Annotated in this window: 20 protein-coding genes; 16 read left to right on the forward strand and 4 right to left on the reverse strand. The window is 71.9% G+C overall.

Going from position 1 to position 14,169, the window contains the following annotated elements; all coding sequences use genetic code 11:
* Nucleotides 1-71: 71 nt before the first annotated feature.
* The 6 genes from rpmB to rpmF are packed head-to-tail and all read left to right on the forward strand — an operon-like array spanning nt 72 to nt 1,426.
* Nucleotides 72-308: a 50S ribosomal protein L28 gene (gene rpmB, locus HZZ10_RS18015; RefSeq protein ID WP_179914566.1), complete on the forward strand. Its 237-nt coding sequence runs from the start codon at nt 72-74 to the stop codon at nt 306-308.
* A gap of 9 nt (nt 309-317) precedes the next feature.
* On the forward strand, nt 318-488 hold the full coding sequence (gene rpmG / locus HZZ10_RS18020) for a 50S ribosomal protein L33 (protein ID WP_179914567.1): 171 nt from the start codon (nt 318-320) through the stop codon (nt 486-488).
* Nucleotide 489: 1 nt separating this feature from the next.
* On the forward strand, nt 490-795 hold the full coding sequence (rpsN, locus tag HZZ10_RS18025; protein ID WP_179914568.1) for a 30S ribosomal protein S14: 306 nt from the start codon (nt 490-492) through the stop codon (nt 793-795).
* 27 nt (nt 796-822) lie between these two features.
* Nucleotides 823-1,122 (forward strand): type B 50S ribosomal protein L31, encoded by a 300-nt coding sequence (locus tag HZZ10_RS18030; RefSeq protein ID WP_179914569.1) that lies wholly within the window; start codon nt 823-825, stop codon nt 1,120-1,122.
* Nucleotides 1,119-1,241 (forward strand): type B 50S ribosomal protein L36, encoded by a 123-nt coding sequence (gene ykgO, locus HZZ10_RS18035; RefSeq protein WP_179914570.1) that lies wholly within the window; start codon nt 1,119-1,121, stop codon nt 1,239-1,241. The genes HZZ10_RS18030 and ykgO overlap by 4 nt, the downstream gene beginning before the upstream one ends.
* Nucleotides 1,241-1,426: a 50S ribosomal protein L32 gene (rpmF, locus tag HZZ10_RS18040; RefSeq protein WP_179914571.1), complete on the forward strand. Its 186-nt coding sequence runs from the start codon at nt 1,241-1,243 to the stop codon at nt 1,424-1,426. The genes ykgO and rpmF overlap by 1 nt, the downstream gene beginning before the upstream one ends.
* A 64-nt stretch (nt 1,427-1,490) precedes the next feature.
* On the opposite strand, the gene HZZ10_RS18045 is transcribed toward rpmF, so the two are convergent.
* Nucleotides 1,491-1,772 (reverse strand): helix-turn-helix domain-containing protein, encoded by a 282-nt coding sequence (locus HZZ10_RS18045; protein ID WP_056127016.1) that lies wholly within the window; start codon nt 1,770-1,772, stop codon nt 1,491-1,493.
* A gap of 79 nt (nt 1,773-1,851) precedes the next feature.
* Here HZZ10_RS18045 and map point away from each other — a divergent pair, with 79 nt between their 5' ends.
* On the forward strand, nt 1,852-2,622 hold the full coding sequence (map, locus tag HZZ10_RS18050) for a type I methionyl aminopeptidase (protein WP_179914572.1): 771 nt from the start codon (nt 1,852-1,854) through the stop codon (nt 2,620-2,622).
* Nucleotides 2,623-2,769: 147 nt separating this feature from the next.
* Nucleotides 2,770-3,264, forward strand: a complete 495-nt coding sequence (locus tag HZZ10_RS18055; RefSeq protein ID WP_179914573.1) for a DoxX family protein — start codon at nt 2,770-2,772, stop codon at nt 3,262-3,264.
* A gap of 152 nt (nt 3,265-3,416) precedes the next feature.
* Here the strand turns inward: HZZ10_RS18055 and HZZ10_RS18060 are convergent, their stop codons facing one another.
* Nucleotides 3,417-3,950 carry a hypothetical protein gene (locus HZZ10_RS18060; protein WP_179914574.1) on the reverse strand — a complete coding sequence of 178 codons (534 nt, stop codon included), beginning with the start codon at nt 3,948-3,950 and terminating at the stop codon, nt 3,417-3,419.
* A gap of 309 nt (nt 3,951-4,259) precedes the next feature.
* Nucleotides 4,260-5,270, reverse strand: a complete 1,011-nt coding sequence (locus HZZ10_RS18065) for a LacI family DNA-binding transcriptional regulator (protein ID WP_179914575.1) — start codon at nt 5,268-5,270, stop codon at nt 4,260-4,262.
* A 28-nt stretch (nt 5,271-5,298) separates the two neighbouring features.
* Here HZZ10_RS18065 and HZZ10_RS18070 point away from each other — a divergent pair, with 28 nt between their 5' ends.
* From HZZ10_RS18070 to HZZ10_RS18085, 4 genes are all read left to right on the forward strand, one after another.
* On the forward strand, nt 5,299-5,568 hold the full coding sequence (locus HZZ10_RS18070; protein WP_308507617.1) for a LacI family DNA-binding transcriptional regulator: 270 nt from the start codon (nt 5,299-5,301) through the stop codon (nt 5,566-5,568).
* Complete coding sequence (locus HZZ10_RS18075) at nt 5,565-6,860, forward strand: MFS transporter (protein WP_179914576.1); 1,296 nt, start codon at nt 5,565-5,567, stop codon at nt 6,858-6,860. The genes HZZ10_RS18070 and HZZ10_RS18075 overlap by 4 nt, the downstream gene beginning before the upstream one ends.
* Nucleotides 6,861-6,983: 123 nt before the next feature.
* On the forward strand, nt 6,984-7,451 hold the full coding sequence (locus HZZ10_RS18080; protein ID WP_179914577.1) for an ATP-binding protein: 468 nt from the start codon (nt 6,984-6,986) through the stop codon (nt 7,449-7,451).
* A gap of 150 nt (nt 7,452-7,601) precedes the next feature.
* Nucleotides 7,602-8,444, forward strand: a complete 843-nt coding sequence (locus HZZ10_RS18085) for an AraC family transcriptional regulator (protein WP_179914578.1) — start codon at nt 7,602-7,604, stop codon at nt 8,442-8,444.
* 40 nt (nt 8,445-8,484) lie between these two features.
* Here the strand turns inward: HZZ10_RS18085 and HZZ10_RS18090 are convergent, their stop codons facing one another.
* On the reverse strand, nt 8,485-8,724 hold the full coding sequence (locus HZZ10_RS18090; protein ID WP_056127030.1) for a hypothetical protein: 240 nt from the start codon (nt 8,722-8,724) through the stop codon (nt 8,485-8,487).
* Between the two features lie 188 nt (nt 8,725-8,912).
* Between HZZ10_RS18090 and HZZ10_RS18095 the strand changes: the two genes are divergently transcribed.
* The 4 genes from HZZ10_RS18095 to HZZ10_RS18110 form a co-directional block, all read left to right on the forward strand.
* The gene (locus HZZ10_RS18095) at nt 8,913-10,013 is read left to right on the forward strand and encodes an ABC transporter substrate-binding protein (protein WP_179914579.1); all 1,101 of its coding nucleotides are present in this window, start codon (nt 8,913-8,915) and stop codon (nt 10,011-10,013) included.
* Nucleotides 10,010-11,155, forward strand: coding sequence for a FecCD family ABC transporter permease (locus tag HZZ10_RS18100; RefSeq protein WP_308507618.1), 1,146 nt, complete (start codon nt 10,010-10,012; stop codon nt 11,153-11,155). Before HZZ10_RS18095 ends, HZZ10_RS18100 begins: the two co-directional genes overlap by 4 nt.
* Nucleotides 11,152-12,330: a FecCD family ABC transporter permease gene (locus HZZ10_RS18105; RefSeq protein WP_179914580.1), complete on the forward strand. Its 1,179-nt coding sequence runs from the start codon at nt 11,152-11,154 to the stop codon at nt 12,328-12,330. Before HZZ10_RS18100 ends, HZZ10_RS18105 begins: the two co-directional genes overlap by 4 nt.
* The coding region (locus HZZ10_RS18110) for an ABC transporter transmembrane domain-containing protein (protein ID WP_179914581.1) at nt 12,327-14,169 on the forward strand (1,843 nt) is incomplete at its 3' end. The genes HZZ10_RS18105 and HZZ10_RS18110, both read left to right, overlap by 4 nt.

Below are 14,169 nucleotides of genomic sequence, written 5' to 3' on the forward strand. Positions count from 1 at the left end.
TAGCCCTTGACGATAATGATAATCAATACGTATAGTCGCCGGGTTGCTCCACCCCCGTCGGAAGAAGACCCATGTCAGCCGTCTGCCAGGTCCTTGGCACCCAGCCCGGATTCGGGCACTCGATCTCCCACTCGCACGTGCGCACCAAGCGTCGGTTCAACCCGAACATCCAGAAGAAGAGGTTCTGGGTCCCCTCGCTCGGACGCACCGTCACCCTGCGGGTCAGCACCCGCGGGCTCAAGACCATCGACAAGCTCGGCATCGACGTCATCGCTGCCCGCATCCTCGCCCGCGGCGAGAAGATCTAGGAGGCCCCCATGGCAACCAAGCGCGCAGACCTCAGGCCCGTCATCAAGCTCCGCTCGACGGCAGGCACAGGCTTCACCTACGTGACGAAGAAGAACCGTCGCACCAGCCCAGACCGCCTCGTGCTGACCAAGTACGACCCTGTCGTCCGCCAGCACGTCGACTTCCGCGAGGAGCGCTGACATGGCGAAGACCTCGAAGGTCGCCAAGGACGAGCAGCGTCGCGTGGTCGTGGAGCGCTACGCCGAGCGTCGCGCCGAGCTCAAGCGGGTCATCGCCGCACCCGGCACGGCGCCCGCCGAGCGGGCCGCCGCGGTCGACGAGCTCGCCCGCCAGCCGCGCGACGCGAGCGCCACCCGGCTCCGCAACCGCGACGTCGTCGACGGCCGACCCCGCGGGTACAACCGCGTCTTCGGCCTCTCGCGCATCAGGCTGCGCGAGATGGCGCACCGCGGCGAGCTCCCCGGAGTCACCAAGTCCAGCTGGTAGACGTCCCCCCACCACAGGAGAACCACCATGAAGACCGGGATCCACCCCGACTACCACCCCGTCGTCTACCGAGACGCCTCGGCCGACTTCGCCTTCCTCACCCGCTCGACCGCGACCCCCGCGGCGACCGTCGTGTGGGAGGACGGGAACACCTACCCCGTCATCGACGTCGAGGTCTCGAGCGCGAGCCACCCCTTCTACACGGGCAACGCCCGCGTGGTCGACACCGCAGGCCGCGTCGAGAAGTTCCGCCGCCGCTACGGCCAGACGGCCCCCGCGGCCGCCCCGGCACAGCCGGGCGCGACGACCGACGGCGCCGCCCGATGAAGGTCCGCGCCTCGTTGCGCTCCCTCAAGGCGAAAGACGGCTCGATCGTCGTCAGGCGCCGCGGCAAGACCTACGTCATCAACAAGAAGAACCCGCGCTGGAAAGGCAGGCAGGGCTGATGGCCGTCCCGAAGCGGAAGATGTCACGCTCGAACACCCGCGCACGGCGCTCGCAGTGGAAGGCCACGCCCGTCGCGCTCGTGCCGATCCAGGTCGACGGTGCGACCGTCGAGATCCCGCGGGTCCTGGTCAAGGCCGTGCACCGCGGCCTCGTCGACCCGGAGACGCTCGCGCGCCTGCGCTGACGGGGGAGTGCTGGCGGATCATGCTGACGGGTCTGCGGTCTCGCCCCCGACCTGACGTGCCCGGCTACGCCGGCCTGGCCTCGACCAGGTCGGCGTCGTCGCGCGACGGCCTGATCTGCGCCCACACCTCGTCGAGGGAGAGACCGAGCACGTCGGCGATCGCGGCGATGGTCGGGAAGGCCGGGGTGGCGACCCGACCGGACTCGATCTTGCGGAGGGTCTCGGGCGAGACGCGCGCGTCTAGTGCAGTCTGGAGCATCGAGCGCTCACCTCGTGCGCGGCGCAGCAGAGCGCCCAGGCGCTGCCCGCGCTCGATCTCGTCGGGGGTGAGCGGGAGTCTGACCATGGTCCCGATAGTAATACCGGTATGACATGGCCGGTATAGTTATTGGCGAACGCCGCCCACGACGCACGAAGGACACCCCATGATCGAGATCCTCACCCCCGCCGAGGTCGCCAAGGGGCGGGAGACCGGCGCCCTCGTCGGGCACATCCTGCACACCCTCAAGGGGCGCGCCGTGGTAGGCACCAACCTGCTGGACATCGACCGCTGGGCCAAGGAGATGATCCTCGGTGCGGGCGCAGTGTCCTGCTACGTCGACTACGCGCCGTCCTTCGGCCGCGGGCCCTTCGGCCACTACATCTGCACGGCGGTCAACGACGCCGTGCTGCACGGTCTGCCGCACGACTACACCCTCGCCGACGGCGACCTGCTCACCCTCGACCTCGCGGTCCTGCTCGACGGCATCGCGGCCGACGCCGCCATCAGCTTCGTCGTCGGCCAGACCCAGCCCGCGGAGAGCCTCGCGCTCATCGACGCGACCGAGCGGGCCCTCGCCGCAGGCATCGCCGCGGCGAACCCCGGGGCACGCATCGGCGACATCTCCCACGCGATCGGCACGGTCCTCGAGGCGGCCGGCTACCCGGTCAACACCGAGTTCGGCGGGCACGGCATCGGCTCGACGATGCACCAGGACCCGCACGTGGTGAACTCCGGCCGTCCCGGCCGCGGCTTCACGCTGCGACCCGGTCTGCTGCTCGCCCTCGAGCCCTGGGTGATGGCCGACACCGACGTGCTGGTGACCGACCCCGACGGCTGGACCCTGCGCAGCGCGACAGGTGCTCGCACAGCCCACACCGAGCACACCGTCGCGATCACCGAGGACGGCGCCGAGATCCTCACGCTGCCGCGGTAAGGCGTCAGACGGGCCGGGGCCGGACGAGCCCGTCCTGGCAGGTACGGGTGGCCGGGGCAGCGTGCGGCGGTGCTGCGGCTGCCTCGGCCCGCAGCGGTGTCCGCCTACGAGCGGCGGGCTGCCCCGACCCGACCTAGTGTGAAGAGCATGCCCAGACCGTTGCAGCTCGTCATCGCCGCCCGCGTCCTCCGCCGGCTCCGCCGCAGCCGTTCGGACGCGGCCGGGCAGGCGTCCGCGCCGCGCGGTCCCAGCCACCTCCCCGCGCTGTCTCTCGCGGCGACGCTCGCCGCGACAGGCGCGCTGCACCTGGCGAAGCCGGGTCCCTACGACCGGCTGATCCCCAAGGCCCTCGGCAAGCCCCGCCCGTGGACCATCGGCAGCGGTGTCGCCGAGCTCGTCTGCGCGGCGTCCCTCGTGCACCCCGCGACCCGCCGCGTCGGGTCGCTCGCGACGGCCGGGCTCGTCGTCACGGTGTTCCCCGGGAACATCACCGCGGCGCTGAAGGCCCGTCGTTCCCGCATCCGCTCGGGCGCCGAGCGTCCGGGTACCCGCGAGATCGTCGCCTGGGCCCGTCTGCCCTTCCAGCTCCCGCTGCTCGCCTGGGCGCTGGCGGCCGGACGGTCGGTGGGAAAAAGGCGCTGATCTGGCGCAAGGGCTCGAAGAGTGCGGCGGAGGGAGGGCTGGTCGACGCGCTGAATGGGGCGTAAGGTCTATCACGCAGCAAGCACTAGCGTGCTGAAGTGAGCCCGGTAGTCGTCCGGACGGTCGATGAGCCGGGCTTTGCGCTGTCCGCGCTAGCCGAGATCGAGACTGCGTGCGACGAGGCTGGAGACGCGCGCCGTCCACGGACGGCCACGCTGCAGGCACCAGCCGACCGCGTCGGGGATCGCGAGGAGCGGCTCTTCGTGCCTCTTCGAGTGGTTGAACCTGATGTCAGGGCGGAGCGTGAACGAGCGGTGCTCTTCTGAGAGCCAGCGACGGTCGTGCGGTACCGCAGAGTCGTCTCGGTCGATGACCACCAGCTCGGCCCCTCCTTCGACCGCGTCTCGGAACATCGCACGCAAGGTCAGCTCACGAGCAATGAGCTCGGGCATTCCGGCCGGGGTCCGGTAGACGGTGACACGTGCCGTCGTCCCTGAGATGCGTCTCAGGATTCTGCTCCGGCTGCTGTCAGACTCGTGCTTGAAGTGAAGCGCACGCTGTCCTGGCAACAGCTCGGCGCGGAGCATCTTCCGAGCTGCGCCGACGTCGGTCGCGAGGACCGAGGCGACGACCAGCTGGAAGCCTCGGCTCTTCGTCTCGTCGACGAACAGGTGGGCTTGGCTCACCTGTACCTGCTTCCTGTCGACTGGCTGGGGTAGCGCACACGACGCCAGCTGTCGCCGCCGGGTTGCTCAAGGGCGTAATCATCGCCTCGCGTATCATATCTACCTAAAACGGCGTCGTGGTATCTTGCGCAGGCTTCACGAGCCGAGCCGAGCCGGGCGCTTCGGTGTCGTTGTCTGCGAGGTGCGAACCTGTCGTCGTCTCGGAGGAACCGGTGATGCTCCACAGTCCCTCGGACAGACGAGCCGGCCAGGGCGAGGGCAGGCGCCAGCCTGGGGCGCGGCCCGGCGCGGCTCGGCATCGGCGTCAGCTCACCCTGATGCTCGGACCTCCAGGTGCGGCACGACAGTCCTGCGCGGTCTGGTGCCGAGGGACTCGCCCAGCCCGGTCGCGACCTCCCTCCGCCGTCGGTCCCCTGCGAGCAGGTCGGCCACGAGGTCCAAGGCCGCAGCGGCGATCGCCCCGCGGTCTGTCGCGGCCGTCGTGAGCTCGGGCGTCACGAGCCCGCCGACGTCGAGGCCGTCCATCCCGACGACGGCCACGTCCTGCGGCACACGCCGCCCGGCCTTCGCCATCTCCTTCATCGCGCCGATCGCGAGCACGTCGTTGAAGGCGAGCACGGCGTCGAGCGGGACGCCCCGGTCGAGCAGCTCGGCCGCCGCGGCGATCCCGCCGTCGTGGGACTCCTCGACGCGGACCTCGGACTGCTCGGACCAGGGGAGGCCGGCCTCCGTGAGGAAGGCCCTGTAGGCGAGGCAGCGGGTCGAGGGCTCGGGGCCGGAGTCGATCATCGCGATCGACCTCCGCCCTGTCGCGACGAGGTGGGCGAGCGCAGCGCGCACTCCGGCCTCGTGGTCGATCCAGACCGTGGCGTCGCCGACGGTCTCGTCGGGGTTGTCGACCGAGACGAAGGGCACGCCGACGTCGGCCGTCGCCCCCGCAGGCAGGCAGCCGACGAGAGCGTCGACCCTGCGCAGGAGCGGTGAGAGCCGGGCGTCCCGGTCGGTCCCGTACCCCACGTCGCACAAGATGAGCCCCCACCCGCGGGCCGCGGCTGCGCGGCTCAGCTCGGAGGCGAGCTCGGCGTAGTAGGGGTTGCGCAGGCTCTCAACGAGCAGCCCGATCGTGGTCCCCGAACCCTTGACGAGGCTCTGTGCGGCACGGTTCGGCCTGTAGCCGAGGAGCTGCGCGGCTGCGACGACGCGTTCCCGTGTCGCCGGGGCGATGTCGGCCATGTCGTTGAGCGCCCGGGTGACGGTCTGGCGGGACACCCCGGCCTCGCGCGCGACGTCGAGGATGGTCGGCGTGCGGGGTGTGGTCACGTCCCCAGGGTAGTGCTAGCGTCGTCCCGTGAACGTTCACGGTGCGCTGCCGCACGACGACGAGGAGACGACGATGGCCGACGAGACAGCACGGAAGGCGACGATCCGCGACGTCGCGGCCGCCGCCGGGGTCTCCGCCCAGACGGTGTCCAGGGTCATCAACGCCTCGACGCACGTGAACCCGGGGACGCGTGCCCAGGTCACGCGCGCCATCGCCGAGCTCGGTTTCACCCCTGACGTGGGTGCCCAGAAGCTCGCCCGGCTCAAGCGCTCAGCCTCTGTAGGGTCGACCCCGTGAGCTCACGCACCGCCGCCGGGACCCGCCCCGCCCGTCCTCCCGTGCCCGAGGCGGCCCGACGCGCACGCGTCGCCGTCGCCGTCCTCTTCTTCACCAACGGCGCGCTCTTCGCCAACCTGCTGCCCAGGTACCCCGAGATCAAGGCGGGGCTCGACCTGTCCAACGGCGGCTTCGGCGCGGCCGTCGCGGCCTTCCCGCTCGGGGCGTTGGTCGCAGGGCTCTCGGCAGGTGCGCTCATCCGGCGGTTCGGCTCGGCCCGCGTCGCCGTCGGGGCGACCCTCGTGGCGACCGTCGGGTTCGTGGGGGCCGGTGCCGCGTCGGTCTGGGCCGTGCTCGCCGCCGCGCTCTTCGTCGCGGGTGCGATGGACGCGATCACCGACGTCGCCCAGAACTCCCACGGGCTCAGGGTCCAGCGGCTGTACGGCCGGTCGATCCTCAACTCCTTCCACGCCGTGTGGAGCATGGGGGCCGTGATCGGCGGCATCATGGGCGCAGCCCTCGCCGAGGCAGGTCTGTCGACGACGGCCCACATGGTCGTCTCCTCGGTGGTCTTCGGCATCGCCGCGCTGCTGGCCTACAGGTGGTTGCTGCGCGGCCCGGAGCCCGGTCCCGAGCCTGACGACGAGGTCGCCGCCGATGCCGCAGCCGTCGGTGCGCTCGAGCCCGCGACCGACCAGCAGCCCCGCACCACCTCACGTGTCTCGCCCTCCTTCGTGCTCCGCTGGGGCACGCTCCTGGCCCTCACGGTCATCGCCGCATCGGGCGGCATCGTCGAAGACGCAGGCTCGTCGTGGGCCGCGATCTACCTCTCGGGGACCTTCGAGTCGACGGCCTTCGTCGCGAGCCTCGGGTTCATCGCGCTGCAGGGCATGCAGTTCGTCGGTCGGCTGCTGGGCGACGGGCTCGTCGACAGGTTCGGTCAGCGTGCCGTCGCCCGCTCGGGCGGGGCGATCGTCCTGGTCGGGACCGGCGCCGCGCTCGCCTGGCCGACCACGGTCGGCACGATCGTCGGCTTCGGGCTGGCAGGCTTCGGGGTCGCGACGCTCATCCCCGCGGCGATGGACGCCGCCGACAGGCTGCCAGGCTTCGCTCCGGGCACCGGGCTGACGATCGTCACGTGGTTGCTCCGCCTCGGGTTCCTCGCCTCGCCGCCGGTCGTCGGGGCTGTCGCCGACGCGAGCTCGCTGCGCGTCGGGCTCCTCGTGCTGCCGCTCTCCGGCCTCTTCGTGGTGGTCTTCGCCCAGGTGCTCTCGACACGGCGCCGCACGACCGAGGGCTCGGCCGAGGTGTGACCCAGCCCGGAGCCCGGAGTCCCGAGCCCGGAGTCCCGAGCCCGGTGCGGCGAGGTGTGCTGGGCGCCACACCGTGGGATTATCGTGAGGCCCAGCCGAACTGCGTCCCGGAGGTCGCGCCCGATGGTCTTCGTCCCAGCAGCCCGCCCGCCACAGCACTACGAGCTCGTCCACGAGTGGACCCTCGAGTCCCCGTCGGACGTGAGCAGGCTGCGCTCCGAGATCGCCGAGCGCGCGATCGCGACTGGGGACTGGGACGCCGAGGCGCCCGAGGTCCTCGACAGGCTGGTCCTGGTCTGCAGCGAGCTGTCGTCGAACGCGCTGATCCACGCGCGCCCACCGGTGTGCGCGAGCCTGCAGGCGTCTCCGTCGAGGTTCCTCGTGGACGTCTCCGACGACGTGCTCGGGACCTCGCCGGTGCTGGCCCACCAGCCCGACGAGGGTGGGCTGGGACTTGCCCTGACCTCGGCCCTCGCCTCGTCGTCGGGCTGGTACGTCGAGGGTGGCCGCAAGCACGTGTGGGCGACCTTCATCAAGCGCGCCGGTGCCGCTCGCGCTCCGGTCGAGAAGGTGGACGTCAGCCGGCTCTGACCGGGTCCGATCTCGTCCGACGACCCCGACCCCTTCGGGCCGTCGGCGCCACGCTCGGCGCCGCGCTCTCCGCCTGCGGACTGCGCTCTGGGCGAGCACGCGCTGGCGCTAGGTTGGTCTGATGGCACCCCAGGACCGTCGGCGACGCACGTGAGCTCGTACCGTCAGGCCGACTGGGACGCGGCGGTCGTGCACCCCTCGACCGTCAGGCCGCCGTACCTCATGAGCACGGGCGTCGTGGTCGCCGACCAGGGTGCCTCGCGCCCGCTCGCCTCGCCGCACAGCCACCCCGAGGCGATGCTCGCGTGGTGCTACCGCGGGACCGTGTGGGTGTACCTGCAGGACGCGGCCTGGCGCCTCGCCCCCGGCCAGGGCATCTGGGTCCCGCCGAGCACCGCGCACACATCCCGCCACGATCGCGGCTCGACGGGGTGCTACACCTACCTACCCGACCCTGTGCTGGCCGCGCCCGTCACCGAGATCACCCGGGTCCTGGTCCCACGCGCCGTCCAGGAGATGCTGCTGCACCTCGGGTCTGACGACATGGACGACGGCCTGCGCGTCCGGATCCAGTCGGTGCTCGTCGAGATGCTCCAGCAGCCCTCGCAGACCGCCGCCGACGGGTGGGGCGAGGTCCCGCTCCCGACGGACGACCGCGTGGCGGTCCTCGTCCAGGCGGTGCTCGCCGACCCCGGGGACACGCGCAGCGCCCGCGAGCTCTTCGACGCGCATGGCCTGCACGAGCGGACCGTGCTGCGGGTGTTCCAGCGCGACATCGGCACGAGCTTCGCCCGGTGGCGCACCGGGGTGCGACTGACCCAGGCGGCGCGGCTGATCGTCGACGGCACCCCCGTCGGGGTCGCCGCGCACAGGTCCGGCTACGCCACGACGAGCGCCTTCTCGGCCGCGTTCAAGGAGCACTTCGGCCTGACCCCGCGCCAGCACGTCGCCCGCGTGCAGGCAGACCCGGCCCACCACCTGTACTGGCGCTGAGGGGGGGCGGGCTGAGGCCCGCGTCGCAGGTGAGGCGGGCTCACGCCCCGGTCAGGGTCCGGACCAGGAGCGGGACGAAGAAGGCCGCGAAGAGTGCGACGAAGGCCCAGTCGGTGAGCCCGAGGTCCTTGACGACCATCCGGAGCCTCCCGCTCCACGTCGCGGGCTCCGCGCCGTCGGCTCGTGCTCGCGCGAGCGTCTGCCGCCAGGAGCCTGCGGCGACAGCCCAGGCGAGCACGACGAGCACTGCCCACTGAGCTGGCAGCGGCCAAGAATCCATCGTCTGTCCTCTTCCGGTTCCGGGGCTGTGACTCTGTGTCGGAGGCGCGACACAAGTCGTCGGCCTGGCGACACTCGGCGCACCAAGACCGCCCTAGCATCGTCCTTGTTAGGTGAGGGTTACCTAACCACGGCGGCAACGTCGCCTCTCGACGTCGCGCCACCCTCCCACTCTTTGCAAGGAGAACCATGCTGCACGCTCTTGCGCGCCCGAAGACCACCCAGGGGCGCCACGCCCCACGGGCGTCTGGGCTCGTCGCCCTGGCCCTCGCCGCCGCCGTCACCCTGGCGGGCTGCGGCACCGCCGGTGCCGACGCCGCGTCGTCCGACGCACCGGCGACCACGGCCGCCACCACGACCGACGGGGTCGTCGTCGAGCACGCCCACGGGTCGACGACCATCGCCGAGAAGCCCGAGCGGATCGTCGCGCTCGGCTGGATGACCCCGGACATCGTGGCGGCCCTCGGGGTCAACCCCGTCGGGATCGAGAAGGTCTGGGGTGCTGGCGAGAGCGGCTTCCAGCCGTGGTTCGAAGAGTTCGTGACCGCCGAGTTCGGCGAGATGCCCGAGATCATCCCCTACACGGACGACGGCCCGAACTACGAGGCCATCAAGGCCCTCGAGCCCGACCTCATCCTCGGCCTGTACTCCGGCATCACCGACGTCGAGTACGAGCGGCTGACCGAGATCGCCCCGACGGTGCCCTACATCGAGCGCGCCTGGGACCCGAGCACCTGGCAGGACATGACCCGCACCGTCGGCAAGGCGATGTGGGCCGACGAGAAGGCTGAAGAGCTCGTCGCCGAGACCGAGGGCGACATCGCCGCCCTCGCCGACGAGCACCCCGAGTTCGACGGCAAGACCTTCGTCTGGGGCCTGACCCTCAACGAGGGCGGGACGGACCTCGGCGTCTACCTGGAGTACGACCCCCGCGTACGCATCACCGAGGCGCTCGGCTTCACCTCGACCTCCGCGATGGACGACTTCCTCTCGACCGCCGAGGGTGACAACTGGTACACCGGCGTGAGCCTCGAGAACCTCTACGACGTCCAGGCCGACCTCTTCGTGGCCTGGGGCTCCAGCGCCTCCGAGGGGACGTACACCGTCGAGAACCCGATCGTCTCCCGCTGGGAGCCGATCGCGGCCGACTCGTACGTGATCTACGCCGACGAGGCGAACGCCTCGGCGATCAGCGCGCCGACGGTCCTCTCGCTCGACTACGTGCTGCCCACCTACGTCGACGACCTCGCAGCCGCCCTGCAGGGTGAGCCGACAGTCTCGGGCAAGTGACACCTGGTCTGCACGCACCGTCCCCGTCCCCGGCCCAGCCGGGGGCGGGCGGCGGTGCCGCTGTCTCGACCCTCCCGACGAGCATCCCGACCCCAGACCCCGCAGCCCTCGACCCCGCAGCCCGCCGCAGCCACGTCCAGCGCCGCACCGCCGTGCTCGGCGTCGGGCTGCTCGTCGCCGCCGTGGTGCTGGTCCTCGCCGTGATCACGTCGCTCGCCGTCGGTGCCCGCGCGATCGACCCCACGACAGTCGTGCGCGCGCTCGTCTCCTACGACGACGCCGACCCGTTGCACCTCATGGTCCGCGAGCTCCGCGTCCCCCGCACCGTGCTCGCGGTCGTCGTGGGCGCGGCCCTCGCGGTCTGCGGGGCGCTCATCCAGGCCTTCACGCGCAACCCTCTCGCCGACCCGGGCATCCTCGGGGTCAACGCGGGCGCCTCGCTCGCGGTGACCTTCGCCGTGGCGGTCCTCGGCCTCACGACGCCCGGCGCCTACGTGCCCTTCGCGCTGCTCGGGGCGCTCACTCTCACCGTGCTCGTCTACGTCCTCGGGTCCTTCGGGCTCTCCGGCGCGACGCCCATGAAGCTCACGCTCGCCGGGGTCGCCCTCGGCGCGACGTGCACGGGCTTCACCACCGCGCTCGTCCTGCACGACCGCTCCACGCTCCAGGTCATGAGGTTCTGGAGCGTCGGCTCCGTCGGCGGCCACACCCTCGACCAGCTCGTCTGGGCGATCCCGCTGATCGCCGCGGGGCTCGTCCTCGCGCTCGTGTCGGCCCGCTCCCTCAACGCCCTGGCCCTCGGCGACGACCTCGCCCAGTCGCTCGGCACCCGGGTCGCCGCCACCCGCGTCGTCGTGATCGTCGCGGTGACCCTCCTCGCGGGGACCAGCGTCGCGGCGGCCGGCCCGATCGCCTTCGTCGGCATCATGATCCCGCACACGGTGCGCTGGTTCACCGGCCCCGACCAGCGCTGGGTCCTGCTCTACTCGATGCTCGTCGGACCGACCTTCCTGCTGCTCGCCGACGTCCTCGGACGTGTCGTGCTGCCGACCGGCGAGCTCCGTGTGGGGATCGTCACAGGGCTCCTCGGTGCGCCTGTCCTCGTCGCGCTCGTACGCCGCAAGCAGGTGAGCGGGCTGTGAGCGCACCGCACGAGTCCGTCGGGCGCACGGCCGCTGATCGCGCGGCCGCTGATCACACGGCCGCTGATCACACGGCCGCCGGCCGCAAGCCGTCCGCCAGCCCGACCACCGACCTCCCAACCACCGACCTCACGACCGTCGACTTCGGCCGTCGTCTGCTGCGACTCGACACCCGGCGCCTCGGGCTCCTCGTCCCGGTCCGCACCCTCGTCGTCTGCGCCGTGCTGGTCGTCGTGATCCTCGTCGTCGGGGTCGCGTCCATGACCATCGGTGCCTACGACCTCGGCCTCGGTGCCGTGCTGCGCGCCGTCTTCGACCCTGCCTCGGACCCCGACGCCCGGCAGGTGGTCGTCGAGTGGCGCCTCCCGCGGGTGCTCTTCGCGGTCCTCTGCGGCGCTGCTCTCGCGCTCTCCGGGGGGATCTTCCAGTCGCTGACCCGCAACCCGCTCGGCTCCCCGGACATCATCGGCTTCGGTGTCGGGGCCCAGTTCGGCGTGACCCTCGTGATGATCGTCCTGGGGCACAACACCTACGGCTACAAGGCTGCCGGTGCGATCGTCGGGGGGCTCGTCACGGCGCTGCTCGTCTACGCCCTCGCGACCAAGGGGACGCTGTCCTCGTTCAGGCTCATCATCGTCGGGATCGGCGTCTCGGCGGGGCTCGGCTCCCTCACGTCGTGGATCCTCGTGTCGGTCAGCGTCGAGCAGGCCATGATGGCGGCCACCTGGGGGGCGGGGTCCCTCGCCTCCCTCGGCTTCGACCAGCTCGTCCCCGCCGCCGTGGTGCTCGCCGTGACGGTGCTCGCCGCTGTGCCGCTGCACCGCACGCTGCCCGTCCTCGAGATGGGCGACGACGCCGCGACAGCCCTCGGCATCTCCCCCGGACGGACCCGCTTCGCGGCGATGATCGTCGGGGTCATGCTCGTCGCCCTGGTCACCGCTGCGGCCGGGCCGATCTCCTTCATCGCGCTCGCCGCCCCGCAGATCTGCCAGCGCCTGACCCGGTCGAGCACCCCGATGGCGACCGCCTCGGTCATGCTCACCGGGGCCGCTCTCGTGGTGGTCTCCGACGCGACAGCCCAGCTGCTGTCCGTCCAGGTCGGCGTGGTCACGGTCTCCGTCGGCGGTCTCTACCTCGCCTGGCTGCTCGCCCGGCAGTACAGGGACCGCACATGAGCCCGGCACCCGAGGTGACCACCCCGCGCCGGCTCTTCGGCCTCGCCCTCGTCGCCGACGGCCGCGGCGGTGCGCTCGCCGCGGCGACAGCCCTGCTCGTCGTGCACGCCCTGGCCGAGGCGGCCGTCCCCGTGATGATCGGGGTGACGGTCGACCGCGCCGTCCTGCCGGGCGACCCTGCCGCACTCGCGGTCTGGCTCGGCGCGCTCGTCGGGGTGTTCCTGGTCCTCACGGTCAGCTATCAGTCGGCCTCCCGGCTCATGGTGTCCGTCTACGGGTACGGGGAGCAGTCGCTGCGCCACCTCGCGCTCAGCAGGATCCTGCGCCCACGGCTCTCGGCCCACAGGCTCACTCCCGGGGAGACCCTCACCTACGTCACCTCCGACACCTACCGTGTGGCGGGCGTGGCCTGGTCGGTCGCCCAGCAGTGCGCGACCCTCGCGTCGATCGTCGGTGCGAGCCTGGTCATGCTCGCCGTCTCGCCCGTCGCCACGGCTGTGGTCCTGGTGTCGACTCTTCTCACGCTGGTGGTCATGCGGGTGGTCTCCCGACCGATCGAGCGCCGCGGGTACGCCGAGCAGCGCGCCGCGACCGAGGCCGGGGCCGTCGCCGCGGACTTCATGAGCGGGTTCAGGGTGCTCGTGGGCATCGGGGCGCGCGACGAGGCCGTGCGCCGGTACGTCGCCGCGAGCGGTGCCTCCAGGGTCGCCGCGACGGCGGCCGGCCGCTCGCTCGCCGGGTACGAGGCCGTGAGCGCCACCATCGCCGCCGGGACGACCACGGTCCTCGCAGGTGCGGCGGCGTGGCTCGCCGCCGACGGGCAGATCTCGGTCGGTGAGCTCGTGACGGTCCTGGGGCTCGCGCAGCTGGTCGGCGGCGACCTGGCGTACGCCGGTTCCTTCCCGGCGAGCTGGGTCCACAAGATCGCCTCGGCCCGCCGCCTCGCGCGGCTGGTCGACGCCGAAGACCTATTCGACGCCGCGGGCCCGGTGGTGCCAGCGACCCGACGCTCGGATGTGCAGGGCGTGGCAGGCGACGACAGCCCTGACGTCGACAGCCGTGGCATCGACGGCTTCGCTGCCGTGGACGACAGTCCTGACGACGACGTGGTGCTCACGTTCCGCACGGGTACCGGTCCAGGCAACGGTGCCACCAGCACGAGCACCAGCACCGCCCGCAGCACAGTGCGTCTGCGCCGCGGCGAGATGCTCGGTGTCAGGCCCCCGGACAGCGGCTCGGCCCGCGAGCTCTCCAGGGTCCTCGGTCTCCGCTCCCCGGTCGCGCGCGGCGACCTGACGGTCCGCGTCGACGGCACGCAGGTCGACGCGCTCGACCTCGACCCGCTCGACTACCGCCGACGGGTGGTGTCCTTCCCGCACCGCCACACGATCCCGAGCGGCACGCTCCGCGAGGCTGTGAGCGGCCACGAGGCCTGGGCGCTCCCCGAGCTCGACCTCGTCGACGCCGCCGCCCTCCACGACACCGTCCTCGAAGCCGGAGGCTGGGACGCCCAGGTCGGCGAGGGCGGCAGGCGACTCTCGGGCGGTCAGCGCCAGCGGATCGGTGTGGCCCGAGCCCTCCACACCGCCGCGGACGTCTTGGTCCTCGACGAGCCGACCTCTGCTGTGGACACAGTCACCGAGGCACGCGTCGCCCAGGCTCTCGCCCGCCAGGGTCGGACCCTCGTGGTGGTCAGCACCTCTCCGGTGCTCCTCGGTGCCTGCGACAGGGTCGTAGACCTCGAGCCGAGCACGGAGCCGACCACTCACCGCGACCCGACCACTCACCGCGACCCGGCCGCCGACCGTGACCCGGCCCCCGCCCCCCTGACCCGAGAGA

Source organism: Sanguibacter inulinus, from assembly GCF_013415325.1.
In the GTDB taxonomy this organism is placed as follows: domain Bacteria; phylum Actinomycetota; class Actinomycetes; order Actinomycetales; family Cellulomonadaceae; genus Sanguibacter; species Sanguibacter inulinus.

Excerpts from the sequence above, each read along its gene's own strand:
- rpmB (WP_179914566.1), top strand. The coding sequence starts at position 72 with ATGTCAGCCGTCTGCCAGGTCCTTGGCACCCAGCCCGGATTCGGGCAC.
- rpmG (WP_179914567.1), top strand. The coding sequence starts at position 318 with ATGGCAACCAAGCGCGCAGACCTCAGGCCCGTCATCAAGCTCCGCTCG.
- rpsN (WP_179914568.1), top strand. The coding sequence starts at position 490 with ATGGCGAAGACCTCGAAGGTCGCCAAGGACGAGCAGCGTCGCGTGGTC.
- HZZ10_RS18030 (WP_179914569.1), top strand. The coding sequence starts at position 823 with ATGAAGACCGGGATCCACCCCGACTACCACCCCGTCGTCTACCGAGAC.
- ykgO (WP_179914570.1), top strand. The coding sequence starts at position 1,119 with ATGAAGGTCCGCGCCTCGTTGCGCTCCCTCAAGGCGAAAGACGGCTCG.
- rpmF (WP_179914571.1), top strand. The coding sequence starts at position 1,241 with ATGGCCGTCCCGAAGCGGAAGATGTCACGCTCGAACACCCGCGCACGG.
- HZZ10_RS18045 (WP_056127016.1), bottom strand. The coding sequence starts at position 1,772 with ATGGTCAGACTCCCGCTCACCCCCGACGAGATCGAGCGCGGGCAGCGC.
- map (WP_179914572.1), top strand. The coding sequence starts at position 1,852 with ATGATCGAGATCCTCACCCCCGCCGAGGTCGCCAAGGGGCGGGAGACC.
- HZZ10_RS18055 (WP_179914573.1), top strand. The coding sequence starts at position 2,770 with ATGCCCAGACCGTTGCAGCTCGTCATCGCCGCCCGCGTCCTCCGCCGG.
- HZZ10_RS18080 (WP_179914577.1), top strand. The coding sequence starts at position 6,984 with ATGGTCTTCGTCCCAGCAGCCCGCCCGCCACAGCACTACGAGCTCGTC.
- HZZ10_RS18090 (WP_056127030.1), bottom strand. The coding sequence starts at position 8,724 with ATGGATTCTTGGCCGCTGCCAGCTCAGTGGGCAGTGCTCGTCGTGCTC.
- HZZ10_RS18095 (WP_179914579.1), top strand. The coding sequence starts at position 8,913 with ATGCTGCACGCTCTTGCGCGCCCGAAGACCACCCAGGGGCGCCACGCC.